The 15,196-nt window shown below is 60.6% G+C and carries 12 protein-coding genes and 1 pseudogene; 5 read left to right on the top strand and 8 right to left on the bottom strand.

Annotated elements, in window-relative coordinates; all coding sequences use genetic code 11:
* Positions 1 to 9 precede the first annotated feature (9 nt).
* Positions 10 to 2,355 carry a DUF262 domain-containing protein gene (locus PSRA_RS08195; RefSeq protein WP_211280515.1) on the bottom strand — a complete coding sequence of 782 codons (2,346 nt, stop codon included), beginning with the start codon at positions 2,353 to 2,355 and terminating at the stop codon, positions 10 to 12.
* Positions 2,356 to 2,519: 164 nt separating this feature from the next.
* Entirely contained in the window at positions 2,520 to 3,152 is a 633-nt protein-coding gene (locus PSRA_RS08190; protein WP_143516429.1) for a hypothetical protein, read from the bottom strand.
* A 377-nt stretch (positions 3,153 to 3,529) separates the two neighbouring features.
* Here PSRA_RS08190 and PSRA_RS08185 point away from each other — a divergent pair, with 377 nt between their 5' ends.
* Positions 3,530 to 4,057 (top strand): helix-turn-helix transcriptional regulator, encoded by a 528-nt coding sequence (locus PSRA_RS08185; protein ID WP_094661413.1) that lies wholly within the window; start codon positions 3,530 to 3,532, stop codon positions 4,055 to 4,057.
* Positions 4,058 to 4,157: 100 nt separating this feature from the next.
* On the opposite strand, the gene PSRA_RS08180 is transcribed toward PSRA_RS08185, so the two are convergent.
* The 3 genes from PSRA_RS08180 to PSRA_RS08170 all read right to left on the bottom strand — a co-directional run bounded on the left by PSRA_RS08180 (position 4,158) and on the right by PSRA_RS08170 (position 6,214).
* The gene (locus PSRA_RS08180; protein WP_094661412.1) at positions 4,158 to 5,108 is read right to left on the bottom strand and encodes a HipA domain-containing protein; all 951 of its coding nucleotides are present in this window, start codon (positions 5,106 to 5,108) and stop codon (positions 4,158 to 4,160) included.
* A gap of 116 nt (positions 5,109 to 5,224) precedes the next feature.
* Positions 5,225 to 5,614 carry a Fic family protein gene (locus tag PSRA_RS08175; RefSeq protein WP_158216374.1) on the bottom strand — a complete coding sequence of 130 codons (390 nt, stop codon included), beginning with the start codon at positions 5,612 to 5,614 and terminating at the stop codon, positions 5,225 to 5,227.
* Positions 5,615 to 5,695: 81 nt separating this feature from the next.
* Positions 5,696 to 6,214 (bottom strand): Panacea domain-containing protein, encoded by a 519-nt coding sequence (locus PSRA_RS08170; RefSeq protein WP_158216373.1) that lies wholly within the window; start codon positions 6,212 to 6,214, stop codon positions 5,696 to 5,698.
* A gap of 222 nt (positions 6,215 to 6,436) precedes the next feature.
* Between PSRA_RS08170 and PSRA_RS08165 the strand changes: the two genes are divergently transcribed.
* Positions 6,437 to 7,303, top strand: coding sequence for a Fic family protein (locus PSRA_RS08165; protein ID WP_094661409.1), 867 nt, complete (start codon positions 6,437 to 6,439; stop codon positions 7,301 to 7,303).
* A gap of 148 nt (positions 7,304 to 7,451) precedes the next feature.
* Here PSRA_RS08165 and PSRA_RS08160 read toward each other — a convergent pair whose 3' ends face one another.
* The 3 genes from PSRA_RS08160 to PSRA_RS08150 all read right to left on the bottom strand — a co-directional run bounded on the left by PSRA_RS08160 (position 7,452) and on the right by PSRA_RS08150 (position 11,656).
* On the bottom strand, positions 7,452 to 7,748 hold the full coding sequence (locus PSRA_RS08160; RefSeq protein ID WP_094661408.1) for a HigA family addiction module antitoxin: 297 nt from the start codon (positions 7,746 to 7,748) through the stop codon (positions 7,452 to 7,454).
* A 108-nt stretch (positions 7,749 to 7,856) separates the two neighbouring features.
* Complete coding sequence (locus PSRA_RS08155) at positions 7,857 to 11,264, bottom strand: DEAD/DEAH box helicase (RefSeq protein WP_094661407.1); 3,408 nt, start codon at positions 11,262 to 11,264, stop codon at positions 7,857 to 7,859.
* A 167-nt stretch (positions 11,265 to 11,431) separates the two neighbouring features.
* Positions 11,432 to 11,656, bottom strand: coding sequence for a pentapeptide repeat-containing protein (locus PSRA_RS08150; RefSeq protein WP_094661406.1), 225 nt, complete (start codon positions 11,654 to 11,656; stop codon positions 11,432 to 11,434).
* A gap of 270 nt (positions 11,657 to 11,926) precedes the next feature.
* Between PSRA_RS08150 and PSRA_RS08145 the strand changes: the two genes are divergently transcribed.
* The 3 genes and pseudogenes from PSRA_RS08145 to PSRA_RS08135 all read left to right on the top strand — a co-directional run bounded on the left by PSRA_RS08145 (position 11,927) and on the right by PSRA_RS08135 (position 15,173).
* A complete protein-coding gene (locus PSRA_RS08145) occupies positions 11,927 to 12,934 on the top strand; it encodes a hypothetical protein (protein WP_094661405.1) in 1,008 nt (335 codons plus the stop codon).
* Positions 12,935 to 13,033: 99 nt separating this feature from the next.
* Positions 13,034 to 13,339 (top strand): annotated as a pseudogene (locus PSRA_RS08140) (hypothetical protein); the annotation flags it as partial.
* 40 nt (positions 13,340 to 13,379) lie between these two features.
* On the top strand, positions 13,380 to 15,173 hold the full coding sequence (locus tag PSRA_RS08135; RefSeq protein ID WP_094661404.1) for an IS3 family transposase: 1,794 nt from the start codon (positions 13,380 to 13,382) through the stop codon (positions 15,171 to 15,173).
* The last annotated feature ends 23 nt before the right edge of the window (positions 15,174 to 15,196 follow it).

Below are 15,196 nucleotides of genomic sequence, written 5' to 3'. Positions count from 1 at the left end.
CCGCGCAACTCACTCCTCCGTGTACCCGAAATGCTTCCGCACCTTCTTATACGTCATCTTGTCGTTCGGGGTATACGCCACCACGGGAAGGGCCTTCATCCCCTTCTCCCAGTAACCATCGGAGGCATCCGGCACGGACTTCTTCCACTTGACGCGGATGAACACCTCCCGGTCGGGATCGAGTTTGAGCTTGGCGTCCTCGTCAATCCACGGCGCATCGGCGACGGGGACGGTTTCGCCATCCACATCCACCGTGAAATCCTTCATCGGCACGGCGGACGAGAGGCATTCGCCGATTCCCACGAAGCCGGATCCACCGATGTAGCAATACACCACATCGCCCACCTGCACGTTGTAGATGGTGTGGCCTCTACCGTTGAGGGACGCCGAGAGGAAGCCATATTTCACGGCATCGGGCCAGCTTCGGTCGGAGTATGTCACCGTGAATTCCTGATGCTTCTCGTTCTTGAAGAGCTCCTGTTCGTCCTCGTCAGACCAGCCTCCCGCAAGGTCCTTGATTGCCTCGGGGTTCCAGATATCGTTCGCCATGCTCAGATACGATTCCGCCCTCTCGGCAATGCTCTCCTTGGTGAACTGCGGGAAGGAGTGCAGGCCATACTCCTTGGCAACCGGCATGAACTGAGGATTGTTGCGATACGCGTTGTCATTCAATGACTGGGCCAGGATGTTGTCTCCTTCATACCGGAGAACCTTCTCGCTATAGTTCATGTCCTTGTAGCTTCGGTTCTTGTCACGCGTCAGGATGATCAGATTGCCGATTCCGTTCCGCGTCTCCTCGAAGTCCTGCTCGCTGTCGAAACTATCCTTGTAGTCCTCGTACACATCAGGCAGGATATGCTCAATGTCAAAAGTGTTGCCCCCGCTCTCGCGGTCGACGTACTCATCGAAATGAGACTTATTCCCCATCCGCACGTTCACATACGATGTGAAGCGCGCAAGAATATGCAGCATGTAGCCGGAGGAGAACTGGTTCAGGCCGAACCGTGTGATTCCCTCGAGCGATACATCCATACGGCGCAGCGTCCGCACATAGACCATGCCGATCGTCTTGCAATCGGCGTTCCGGATGCCCTGCATGACGTGGAAGAGCAAGGATTTGTTCGTGCTCCAGTTCGGCCTCTTGAAATTCAGGATGCGGGTTGTTGCGAAATCATCGACGAACTTCGCCGTCATCCGGATTTTTCTGTCGATGACATCCTTGGAATCGTCAGGCTTTACGGCAGCGATGACGAGCATCGTCTGATACGCAAGGTTCCTGTTCGCGTTGTAGAAAACCTCTTCGAACCCTTCGGTAAGGTTCTCCCCGTACTCCTTCATGCGCAGATACAGCTCGGTGACCCGCGTCATATCCCTGGAGACGAACTCTTTGAAGTCCTCCTTGGTCGCGAGCCCCATGCCCTTGTGCGCGTTGTCTCGCACCCAGGTGTGGAATCCATCGCCAAGGAGCTCATAATCCTTGTCTTTGGAACCCTTCTCCTTTTCACGCATCGTCGTGGCATACTTGGCGCGGAGCCATGTGGAGATGAAATCAACGTCCTGCGTGTTGACCATACCGCTTGTGTCGTAGGCGTATGCTTTCTTGATACTGTTGATGTTGCTCTGCCACTGGCGGTTCGCCTCATCGCGGTCAGACTCATCCATCTGCTGGATGATGTATGCCTTCATCATCTCCGCGCTGTTGAGGCTCAGGCCGCGGTCGTTCATGGTAAGGAAGATGGTGTGCGCCTCGTCCTCGCCCGTGTCGATCTCGAGCAGGAGGACCTTCTCGATCAGCCAATTGATGAAGAACGGGAGCGCGTTGCCCTTGAGCTCGTCGGGAAAATACTCCTCAATGTCGTGGTAGCGCTCAATAAGGTTCCTGGAACTCTCGTTGTCGGCTTCGAAATTGGTGTTCCCCTTCAACAACGCATTCATGCAGTCGACGCGGTCCTCCACGTCGATGTTGAAACTCCTCGTGCCGAACTGCACGGAATAGACCATGTCTTGAATCGGAACCCTATCCTCTTCGGGAATCGTCTGCTTCTGAAGATGGTCCAGGTATATCAGAAGCAGCGTGAGCGAGGTCAGGCGCTGCTGCCCGTCGATGATTTGCTTCACATCGCCGACGGTGCAGATGATGCAGCCCATGTAATAAAAGCCGTAATTCATGACATCATGCAGGGAGTTATGAGCTTCCGGATCGTAGAATTCCTCGAACGCCCCCGCGAAATCGTCAATCATCTGCTCGATCTGCTTGCGTCCCCACCGATATTCACGCTGGAAATAGTCCACGGTGAAATGCTGCTTGTCGAGGATTTTTCTCAGTGTATCGGTTTTATCAATCTTCTGCATCATGGTATTGGGTCCCCTCAATTATTCTTGCGTTCTTGATTTCACAGCCCCGAAAGGCCGGCGTCATCACCAGCCGAACGGTGCATGTATCTCATGTTACCAGCGCATACGATGGGCCCGCTACGACGATTCACCGCCGGCGCGGGCCCATCATCGGACGCCGTCACTCACTCCCAGTCGTCATCATCGTCGTCGTCCCAATCCTCGGAATCGTCGGACGAGGTGGCGCCGCCGATCGCGCGGCCGCTGCTCGCGCCGGCGCTACCGCCGAAGCCAGTACCACCCCGCGCGCCTGCACCCGCGCCAGCACCGCCGCTCTCAGTACCAACCTTCGAATAATCCCAATCGCGCGATTTCGAGAGCGTGTAGAACACGGGTATGAGGATGAGCACGCCGAACACGATGCCGGTGACGGCCCCGGCCGCCGTGGTCTGCGCGTAGAACGCGTCGAGGTCGTGGTCGTGGTAGCGTTCGCCCACCATGTCGAGCACGCCCTTGATGTACACGGCGTCGATGAATTGCGTGATGGCGACAGCGACGGTGGGGCCGATGGTGTCGAAGAACGTCTGCCTCTTCCTTTTCGCGTCATCCACGAACCCCCATGCGACGGCCATGCCGATTCCGGCTATGAACAGTCCGAACGCGAGCACGAACGTGGCCGGGATGATGTTGTTGAAGATGGTGTTGATGAACGTCGCCAGCGCCTGTCCGGGCGCACTGGTGCAGATGATGGAGAAGATGACGAGGGCGATGACGAACGCCGTCATCATAAGTGTGCCAATGGCTCCAAGAATCCCCATAATGAATCCCTTCTTTCTTATCCTGATATCCTTATCCGCCCCGCCGTCGTCGGCCGGGCATGTGGTTTTGCAACCCCCAGGCGCATATTTTAGGAGCGTTCGGCAGGCGCCGCAAATCGAAGCGGGAGTAGGGCTTGCGAGGTGCGGGCGCGCGTTTCCGATCCACGATTGGCCCGGTCATCACGATTCCGCCGGCGCGAATGGCGCTTGCGGATCGCGGCCGTGCCCTGCGCCGTGCACGGCCGCGGTTCGGGGATTTGACATCGTATGTTAAACGACTTAACATCGCAAAAACGCTATGTTAAATCGTTTAACATGGCTTGGAAAGCCGCGCGCCGGGAAGCGACCGCAGCAACAAACGACACAGGAGGACGACCATGAGCGAACCGGAAAGCGGCCTGAACCCATCCGAAAACGGCCTGAGCCCGTTGGAGGAATCAACCCAACGGCACATCGAGGAGGCGATCACCGGCGGCATGCTGCGCGGCATGAGGGAATTCGCCGGCATCACCCAGACCGAGCTCGCCCGGCAGATCGGCGTCACCCTCGTCACGGTCAGCCGCTGGGAATCGCCCTCCCGGCCCGACCAGAAGCCGTCGCTCGATGCGTTCAATTTCGTCAGCGGCACCGCCCTTGCGCAGGAGGGGGCCATCGGGACCGCGTCGAAATGGATTGAGAGATTCTACCTGCCCGGCCAGAAGGTCATCCTCACCTTGCACCGCCCCGACGACCCCAACTACCCCGCCGACATGCCGGAGGGCCTCGAGACCCCGTCGCGATCCAACGCGGCGACCCTGCGTCTGGGCGAGGTGCTCATCCGCGACGGACGCGAGGTGCGCTTCGCATACCCGGACGAGAACGATGAGACGATCGACCAGTGGATGGACCCGCCGGAGGTTGATTAAGGGTCGGTGTTGCGGCGAGGCGGGCGGGCGCAGAAAAATGTCGCCGTACATGCATTCATCAGAACACCATTGACAAAGCCACCTACGCCCTTTCGCAACTTCAGCGGAAACCCATTGGGATGACGTTCCCGTGGAGTTTCCTCCAGAGCCCGGCGAAGACTTCGTGATATCGGCATTCGATAACCCGGTGGCGGTATTCCTTGTATCGTCTGGGAATGACCTTGATGCCATGGGTCTCTTCGGGGATGCCGTCGAGCAGGGAATCGAAACGTTCGAAATCCCAGCGTTCCATGAACCAGTCGAGTGCTCGGATGCACTCGGGCGTGGCGCCGCATTCCATGAATTCCAAGGGCAGGATCGGCTTCCCCGAATCCTGCGCGAAGCACGACCTCACGTCCCTGGCGTCGTTTTCCACCGCCTGCGGGTCGGAAAGGACCCTCTCGATCGCGGCCTCCGTCCGTTTTCTGTTGAACGAATCCGCGTTGTCGAACACCGGGGCCAGGGCGGAGCGAGTGCCCGGCGCCACGAGGATCCCCCAGTTCGTGTTATCCCTGTCTATGTTCCGGATGAAAGCGTCGGTGACGAACATCCGCCAGAACCTTTCCTTTCCGCCGGGTATCTCGCGCAATTCCGGAAGACGGTCGATGCCCATAAGGACATCGGAGAGAACCATGCCCGACCCCGCGGAGGGAGATTCCACGAAGCCTTCCTCATCATCCGACAGCGTGTTCCTCAAGTCGTGGAAACTCACGAGCCTCCTGCCCGGCATAGTGAAATCCTTGCACGCGCAGACTATCCCGCCGTCGCGGACGCCCAGCACCGTCTTCTGGACCGGGACCCCCAGCATCTCGTAGACATGGGATCCGAGCCATTCGGAAATCGGCGCCGTGTTTATTGACGGGACGTCCCCTGCAGCCCCGACGTGCAAGCTGGGGAACTTGGCAATCCAGTACTCACCGTTCCAGACGACGCCTTCCTTGCGCCCGCCGTTTCCGCCGTAGTAAAGGCCCGACCGGCCGCACGCCTCAAAATCCTGAATGTCGACTCTCATAAGACCACATTATCCGCATCCATGATTCCGTGAGACAAACCCGTTGTCCTGTTGGCAGGTAACCGCTGTGGGGAACGACCCATGTCGTTGAGCATGCGACTGTTCCCCGTTGGATTTCAGGACGTTCGGCATGAAGACGCACGGCGGAGAAAGTCGGCGAAATCCCAGACATTCGCGGCTCCGGTCACGAGGCACTGAATAGCCTTGTAAATCTCGTTCACAAGCCTGTCTTGCGAGTCCGGCACCGCAATCTCAATCCCTTCTTGGTCAAGCAGGGAGAAACATGCGATGACCGTGGTTCTTTTGTTTCCATCGGCGAAGATATGATCTTTGGCGAAGTGTTGCGCGAAGGTCGCAACCTGAACGAACACATCCGGGAAACGGTCGGAGGGGGTTTGGTCGAAGACCGTTGCGAAGCATGAATACGCAACGGAGACGATCTTGCCGCGGATAACCCCCCTCCTTTTCCGAGGACACGACACGGGACAGATCCAGTCCTTTCCCACGGACCACTTCCGCATGAATCTGCATGAGCGAATCAGCCAGCCCCTGTATCTCCTCGTCGCCCAGAGTCATCGCGAGGACGGTCACGAGTCCTCCAACAGCCTCAGCGTGTTCCCGTACCGGTTTTCGACACGTTTCACAGACGCGGCGAACGTCCGCCTGGGGTCGAAGCCTTTGATATCAGACGATTCGAGGATCAAATCCGGGGTGATCATGGTGTCCCGGCCCTGAGCCCACGCCTTGGACCATGCGCCGTCGCCCCGATGCGAAAGACGGACGAGGTCATAGGCGGACAGCCAACCGTAATCCTTCCATGTATTCTCCATGATCCTGGCCTCGTCGGGAGCCAGATCGGGGACGGGCGTCGCCGGAGCGGGAATCGCGTTGCGACCGTAGCGCTTGTAGGCGCGGTAGACGCCCGGGCAGACCGGACCATACCGCCATGCCTCGATCGGATCGTCGAACAGCGTCTTGTGGGCGTTCCGCAGGGATTCGACCTGCGCATAGAAGCAGAGCTTGTTCAAAGACAGATTGGTAAGGCGGGTTTCCGCATCATGGTGTGACACGAGCCAGGCTGCGATGTCAAGTGAAGTCGTCACCATGTCCCCTCCTTGGTGCAATCGAATTTCCTTTGTATGAATAAGCATACAGTAACATTCATCCGTTTCCCGTGGGCGCGGTGGCCCCAAGGCCACCACAGAGGGAAGTTCATCGTAAGGACGGGATTGCACTGGAACCGTTTGAAGGCATCCCCCCTTCAGGCGGCTTGGCTAGACTTGGCACCAGAACCACCCGCATGCGATATGCACGCGAAAGGAACGCGCATGCCCAGCGAAGAACTTTCCAAGAGGATCAAATGCCTACCCGACGTGCTGGGCTCGCTCGCCGCGGACCCCGGCATAGAGAACAGTATCCGCAGCGCCGACGCTTCGAGGGATGCGCTCGAGTCGCTCTACCCTCTTGACGGCGTCGAGAAATCCGCACTCGAGGATTACCGGAAGGACTGGCTGTCACGATATGTGTACAACTCGAACGCCATGGAGGGGTCGACCCTTTCCCTCCCGGACACCGAGCTTGTTCTTGATGGAGAGTTCCTCCCCACCGATGGTCCGGCACGATATGTATTCGCCGCGAAGGGATGCGCCGACGGCATGGAAACCGTACGACGCTTCGCGAAGGAGAACCGTCCCCTTGACACAAACGCCATACTGACGCTGCATCAGATCACCGCTCTTGACGTCCAGCCGGCCCTTCGGGGCACTTTCCGGCCGTACGGTTACGCCGTGCGCATCCGCGACACCCGCGTCAAGACAGCCGACCCGTTGGAAATCTGGGATGACGTGGACGCTCTTGTCAGCACCATCAATACCTGCAACGCCCATCCCATTCTTCGAGCGTCAGGATTCCATGCGATGTTCGAGAACATCCACCCGTTCGCGGACGGGAACGGGAGGACAGGACGGCAGATTCTCAACTGGATGCTCCTGCGCGCAGGCTACGCTCCAATCTGTATTCGGCACGATACGGGACGGGAATACATGAATTGCTTGGAACGATGGCAGGTATACGACGATCCGGCCCCTCTCATTTCAATCATTTCGAAATACATCGTCCACGAGCACGATTCCATCGGAGACATCATCAAAGGCATCCGGGAATCCGCCGAGGACGAACCAGGACTCCCCGGCTGATGGACGGCCGCTGTCTCAGAGGATCTCATAAGGTGAAAGACGATTCCTGCCGGTCGTGGGGAGCGCCATGCATTCCACGATGGCACGGTCCACTCATGTGGACGACCCCGCGCCTGTTGAATCAACTCTCCGTTCAGGCGTTCCGGAGTTAGCGCCTGGCAACGGGGCGAATCCCTTCAAGCTCCGTTGCCAAGCTTTGTCTCAGCGCCCGCATGTCGATGTCGTTCTGAAGGGTCAGGAAGTACCCATCGGATACTCCGAAGAGCCGTCCGAGCCGGATGCTCATCTCCGCGGCGACATGCCGTCTGCCGTCGAGGATGTCCCGGATTCGGCTTACGGGTACGTGGATCGCGGTGGCCGTCGCCTCTGCCGTCAACCCGTAGGGTTTGAGGAACTCCTCTTCGAGGATTTCGCCCATCGTAGGGGTTGGGATTATTTCTTCCATAGCATCCTCCTGGCTGTTTCGATTCGTACGTCCGCGGCGTTTCCGTCTTGGTAGATGGTCCGATACTCAGAGAGTAGGGATCGGTGTACCCGTCCCCCACTCGCCGCATCAGTACCCGAACATCCGCAGCCACGCGACACCGCCGCTTTCGCTCCGCCGCGCCTCCACATCGTTGATGAATGCCGCCACAGTATCCCGCAGAACAACACATCCGGACGGCGAACCATCGAGCACGGCGCACACCGTCCCGCACGTATCGGGCATCCCGGCGCCGCAATACATGCCATGGTCGCCGACTATGTACAGCCTGCCCTTCGCACGCGTCACGGAGACATTGACGAGGTTATGCTTCCCGACCGCCCACCGCGCCGCGCCTTGATTGACGCACCCCGCACCGAGCACGAAGAACACAACGGGCGCCTCCTGACCCTGGTAGCTGCTCACGGTCTGCACACCGATGTCTCCGAGGTCAGCTTCCTTCAGATCGCGCCTGAGACCTTCGACGCAATTGCGGAAAGGCGTGAGCACGACGATGTCGTCCTTCATCAATCCGGTGATCTGCGCATCACGCAGCAGCTCACGAATCGCGACGATTACGAAACGTCCCTCGGCCGGAATGTAGTTCTTAAGAGAGCCCATCGCACCACCCCCGGATTCGTATCCGCCGAACATGCCGGGCGAGACATCGAACCACGCCGCATAGCAGGTTGTCGACGGCACCGGGTGCGCATTCCGCGTCAACTGCCCGGCTGCCAACTCCCCGGCATCTATCCGTGCATCGCCGGGACTCACCATGCGCCCATGGTATGAGAGACTGTTGCTGATATCGATCACGGGGTGCCCACACCGGTGGTTCACACACAGGGGTATGCCAATCCGGCGGGATCCGGATCGGCCATCATAGCTGAAATAGGTGCCACATTGATCGGCTATGGTCTGCACGGATTCACTCAGGGTCGCGTCGGCATCCGAAGGAATCTCGATTCGGCCATCGAAGCAAGAGCAATCGTTGAAAAAGCGGTATCTGAGGCTACCATCAATGGGGGTCTCCAGCTTGTCGATGGGCTCCAGCTGGGCGGGATCACCGACCACAATCACCTTCTTGGCTCGGTTGATCGCCCCGAACGCGGATTCCGGAAGGGCCTGGCCCGCCTCATCTATAGCGAGAACTCCGATCGAACCGCTTCCGATCATCCTCCTGACGCTGGCGAACGTGGTGCCGATAACGGGAACGCACAGCGTCAGCATGCTCCACGATGTCGCCCACTTTTGAAGATCCGGAGCCTTCTGACTACTTCCCTTCCAATCGACGCTTTTCCAATAAGAATCATCGAAGAAATCGAGCATGTTGTTAATCTCGCGCACATGCTGCTTCAAGAACCGATGCCGCAGGCGAACCGCCTTGACGAAGAGCTTCCTCTGCGCGTGCTCGAACGCCTCGCACAACCACGGTGTCGAACCGTGCAGCGCGGGGTAATCTCCCTGCGAGAAATCTGGAACCGTAATGGAGCTCGGATCGAGATTCACCCGTTGGCTGGCCTCCTGCATAGACACAAGCCGCTGCCGCACAGAGACAAACGCACTCTCAAGAGACCCACTTGCATCACCCAACCTTTGGCATTCCTGACCCCACGCCGTCGCCTGATTCCGGATCCAATCCAGCTGCTGCCTATGCGAATACACTGCCGCGTTGAAATCATTCACCACCGCGTTGTAACGCAAGGCGGCGCGCTGGCTGAAGCGAGCTATGAAACGCGTCCATCCCGGATACTCGATTCCATGCCGACGCGCGTACTCGTCGAAGTAACAGAGGGCAGCCGCGTTCTGCATCTCCTGCGCATAGGTTGCATTCCACGAATTGTATTGCTCCGTGCTGTTGGCAAACTGATTCCGCACTTCAACGCACCGGCGCTGTACCTCCTCCTGCTGCTGGCCAAGCGTCTCACCATTGCAGTAGTAGTCAAGGGCAAGCCTGAGATCCTCCGCCTCTTGCCAAGCCGCTTGGAATTCCCGGAGAGCTTTAAGATCATTGAAAGCACTGTTCCGCTCGGCTTCAGCACTGTTCCGCTCGGCTTCCAGCTCTTCGGCCATGTGACGAACCTTCTCCAGCAACATGTATACGTTCTCTTTTCGGCCTCCTTGGAACGCCACCAGGATGGCATCGCCATTGGCAAGATTCGGGAACCCGAGCTCCATCAGCTCATTCCGGAATTCCTCATCAACGCCCGCGATCTTCGTCAGGCCGTCGATCACATTGGCCACGGCGCTGTTGTTGTTGCTTGCGAATACGACGGAGTATCTCGCCAATCGTTGCAGATTCTCTTCACCCAGATGGCCTTTCGCGGTGCCGCGAGCCATCATGTCGGCCATGCACGCCGCCTGCTCGACGATATACGATGCTGCAATGTCTCGCAGAAGCGTGGTTTTCCCGGTTCCCGGGGGTCCGTTGACCGCCTGGATCCGCGCACCGGCGTTCTCACAATCGAGCTGCGTCGTCGTCGCATTCAGGGCAAGGCTTTGCATGAAGTTCAGATGCCGGCCCCGCGGCGAGGGGAACCGCCCCAGCGGCATCTTCGAGGGGTCCGACAATTCGACCACGGAATTGACGTCGAAGAACGACACCCCGTTGGAAGCATCACCCGAATACAGGTTGCCGGCGCCCAGCGGAATCTGCTGTTTCCCATACAGCTGCCATGCCCTTTGGAGATACGCGGCACCGTTTGCGGAAAGCCGTGGCATCGCAGCCCGGCCTTCCGCATGTTCGCATTCATAGAGATCCTTGAGATAGAACGAATCCGGATCGCGCCCCGACAAGCGGAAACAGATGAAGGCGTCACCATCGTTCGTGGGAAGACCGGCGGAGTATCTCACAAGCTGGCACATGACATCGTTGAGATGTGCGCCCACACCCGAACCGTCTATGTCCTCGCCCTGAATCAGCCGGAAGCGTTCCGCAAACGCGTTCTGGAGGCTTGCCTGTTCCGATATGACGTTCTTGGGAGTCAGCGCCTCTCCCTTGCCAAGGCAGCACTGAGCGGCCCAGGTCCAGCTTGTGGATAGCTTTGAAGCGAACTGATTGGGATGTTGCAGTATCTTGCTGACCCGATAGTCATCGGTGAGCTCAAGTTGCACGGCATAGCAATATCGCCATGCCTGGGGCGTCGAACCTGACGGATGCTGTGTTTTCGTGAGTTTTTCGACAATCGGAAACAAATTGATGCAACCCAGATAGAGCGTCACAACATTGTTCGTGTATTGCGTATTACCCCTCGATTGCCCGCTCTTTTTCGGTTGGAGCCCTCGACTGCGGAAAAACTGAGCAAAATCCGATCCGCCATTCTTGCACATATTCACAGGAAGCCGATAGACGCCGTTCTTGTTCCTTGATGCTTCCTGGAAATCGTTGGAAAAATCAAGGGCTCCATCGGAGCACAGCTCCCTCCAGATCCAGTAATCCAGCACCCGCCGCGAATTCTGATCCACGGAATACGCCGGGCCACGCTGCGTCAAGCTCATCTCTCACTCCTTGTCTCGCTTTTCACGACGGCCCACTGCCGTGCATCGCATGCGCTTACATCATATGGCCACACATCGTATGTCAAACGGGAGGGCCCGCGCGTATGCAACGGGCCCTCCCGCGGGACTCTTTCGAATCATCGAAATACCGAATCAGACCTTACGCATCACAGGGCGCCGAGATTGGCGTAGCTGAGGTTCGCATAGCTGAGGTCGGCACCGCTCAGATCAACACCGCGGAAATCCGCGCCACTCAGGTCGAGCCCGTGGAGATCCGCACCGTGGAGATCCGCACCCGCCAGGTGCGTCTTGTTCTCCACCACCAGCTCGCGCAGGGTCTTCGTATCATCCTGAACGATCACGTTCCCCAGACGGTCCTTGATAACTGCCATGTTGTGTCCTTTCCTATCATTCGAACGCACTCCCCCAATTGCAGAGCGCGCGACGGCTGTGCCGGCAACGATGCCTTGCAGACCCCCATGGCCGCTGAACACGTCCGTCTCAATCATCATACCGCCACGACACGCCGCTCAAAACCATCTCCGGTATTTTCCACGATTTTGCGAGACGATTTTCCCGCGCCGCACCGCGCACCAATCGGCAGCCGATTTGCGTTTCCCACGATTTGCTCGATAGTCGATTGGATAGAGAAGGGAACCGACATGAGCACGAACACCAATACTCCCGTCGCCCCTGACCCGGCAAAGAAGTCGAAGAAGAAGCGCACGGCCATCATCGGCGCGTGCGCCGTCATCGCACTTGTGGCCGCGGGCGCGGGCATCGGCATCCACGCCCATAGGACCGGCACGGCACAGGCCGAGGCCGAGGACGCCCGGCAGACGGCGTACACGGCGTGCCAGCAAGCCAGCGACGGAGCGCGCGCATCCCTCGACGCCTACCAGAAGGCCATCGCGGACAGCGAGGACACGACGAAAATCGATCCCGCGACCCTTGCGGATAGCACGACGCTGGACACGCTCAACACGGCACGAACAAGCCCCGCAAGCAAGCCCGCCGCATGCGACACGACGATGGACAAGGACACGCTCGGCACGCTCACCCAAGCGTGGAAGGACGCGGGAAACACGTGGGACAAGGCCACCGGCGACGTCACGGCGGCCGCGCAAGCCGTCACCGACAGCCAGACCAAGAAAACCCTCGATGACGCGAACACCGCGCTCGACCAGCAGCTCACGGACGGGCGCGCCCTCCTCGGCAGTTCGGATGGTCAGGTGGCGGACGCGCAGACCCGCTTCGACCTGACCGACGCCATCAACCAAGGGCAGGCGCTCAGGGATTCGAACAGCACGGACGCGAACGCCATCAACGCGGCCGCCGGAGCCATCTACAACGCGAGCGTGAAGGTCAACGACAGCATCGGCAGGAAGCAGGCCGACGACGCGGCCGCCGCCCAAGCCGCCGCACAAGCAGAGGCCCAGCGACAGGCACAGGCGCAGGCACAGGCAAGCAAGACGACACGCTCCACCACGTCGGGCACGACCCGCACCACCACAGGAGGCTCCACCACGACGGGAACCGCAAGCTCCGGTTCTCTGCCTCCCTCAAATGCACACAATGCCCAGCCGGACGAAAGCTTCTTTTTCTCATTCGGAGGCGGGTGCACAAGCGACTGCGGTACCTACGACGGGTGGAACCACAACACCTACTGACAGACGGGCGGGTGTGGTCTATGCCGGGTCGCGCCCGCCCATCGTTCGCATCGTTGATTACTCTGGTCCCAGAACCCCAAAGCCTAAGGACCTTCCTCCATGCCCACGCACTCCCCCGACGCCCACGCCCCCGATGCCAACGCCACCCGCACCGCCACAATCATCGGCCTGCTCGCCATCGTGCTGTGGGGCTTCATGGCAGGGCTCGTGCGGCTCGTCGCAGATTCCTTCGGGCCCACGCTCGGCTCAGCGCTTATCTATACGGTCGGCGGCGTGCTGCTGCTCATCACGCGCCGCCCGGAGCCGCTCTCCCGCGCTCCGCGGCGCTACCTGCTGCTCGGCGGCCTCATGTTCGTGGCGTATGAGGCGTCCATCTCGCTGTCGATCGGCCTGGCATCCACATCGAGGTGGTGACGTTTTCTTGGACTTTTGACTGGAGGGCGTCATGGCTAGTTATACGCGGGAGCAGAGGCTCAGGGCGTGTGAGTTGTATGAGCGGCTGGACCGGAGCGCGACGGCCGTGGTGCGGGAGCTGGGGTATCCGGCGAGCCGGCATTCGGTGCGCGCGTGGTACCGCCGGTACGCGTCGGAGAGGTACGGGGGCGTGCCGGGCAGGGTCGCGCCCGCGAGGGTGCCGGCGCCGGCGGGCGGGTATCCCGAGGGGCTCAGGCGCGCGGCGGTGGAGCATTTCCTGACGCATGGCCGGTGTGTGCAGCGCACGTGCCGGTGCCTGGGGTATCCGTCTCCCGGGACGCTGCGCAAGTGGGTGGACCGGGCCGATCCGTCGCGGCGGGTTCCCGCGGCGGGCGGCGTGCCGGTGGCGCCGGCGGCGGGGTCCGTGAGAGGATTGGAGGGCCGGGACCCCGGCGGACTGGAGGAGCCGACCATGGATGACGTGACGGGGCGCGCCGTGCGCGCCGGCGCGGCCGACGCCGCGCGGACGGGAGGGGCCGGAGGGCCCGCGGCCAAGGCCGCGGGAAAGCCTGCCGGGAAGGCGGCGGGAAAGCCTGCCGCCAAGGCCGCGGGGAAGACCGCCGCCAAGGCGGCGGGAAAGCCTGCCGGGAAGGCGGCGGGAAAGGCCTCCGGCAAGCCGGCCGCCAGGGCCGGGGAGGCGGTCTCGGCGGCGGACGTGGAGGAGCTGCTCCGGGTCATCGCGTCCCTGCGCGAGCAGGCCGACTCCCTGCGCCGGGAGGCGGACGAGCTGCGGGGCGAGACGGAGTCCCTGCGCGACGAGGCGGAGTCCCTGCGCGGCAAGGCGCGGGAACGCTGCCGGGAGCTCAGGGACCTCGAGATCGACCTCGAGATCCGCCGGGGCACGATCGAGCTGTTGGGAAAAGAGCCGGGCGCAGACCCTGACAACCTGTCGAACCGGGAAAGGTCCCTCCTCGCGGACCGGGTCGCCGAACGCACCGGCGAGCCCGTCGGCTCCCTGCTGGCGCGCGTGGGCGTCGCGCGCAGCACGTACTACTACCACAGGCGCGTCAGGGAGCTGCCCGACAGGGACGGGCCCCTGCTGGACGAGATACGCGACGTATTCGAGGCCAGCGGCCGGCGCTACGGGTACCGGCGCGTGTGGGCGGCGCTGCGCCTCAGGGGCACGGTCGTGTCGGCCAGGCGGGTCATGCGCCTGATGACCGGCAACGGTCTGGTGCCCCCGTTCAAGAGCTCGCGCCGCTACTCCTCGTACAAGGGCGAGCTGTCCGACGCGCCCGCGAACATCGTCAACCGTGACTTCCACGCGGACGCGCCCAACAGGCTGTGGGTCACGGACATCACCGAGTTCTCCATCCCCGCGGGCAAGGTCTACCTGTCGCCGGTCATCGACTGCTACGACGGCATGCCCGTGGCATGGACGATCGGGACGAGCCCGAACTCGGCCCTGTCCAACGGCATGCTGCGCAAGGCATGCGCCGCGCTCAAACCGGGCGAGAGACCCGTGATCCACTCGGACCGGGGATGCCACTACCGGTGGGACGGGTGGATCTCGATCTGCGAGGAGAACGGGCTGGTGCGCTCGATGAGCGCGAAGGGCTGCAGCCCCGACAACGCGGCGGCCGAGGGCTTCTTCGGACGCCTCAAGCAGGAGTTCTTCCACAAGCGCTCCTTCGCGGGCGTCTCCCTGCGGGAGTTCATCCGCAGGCTCGACGAGTACATGACGTGGTACCGCGACGAACGCATCAAGACCGAGTTCGGCACCAGCATCACCGCGCGGCGACGCGAGCTCGGACTCATGGCATAATGAAAACCAACGACAACGCAGTC

It is taken from the genome of Pseudoscardovia radai, assembly GCF_002259605.1.
Classification (GTDB): Bacteria; Actinomycetota; Actinomycetes; order Actinomycetales; family Bifidobacteriaceae; genus Pseudoscardovia; species Pseudoscardovia radai.
This window is presented reverse-complemented; position numbering and strand designations above follow the sequence as displayed.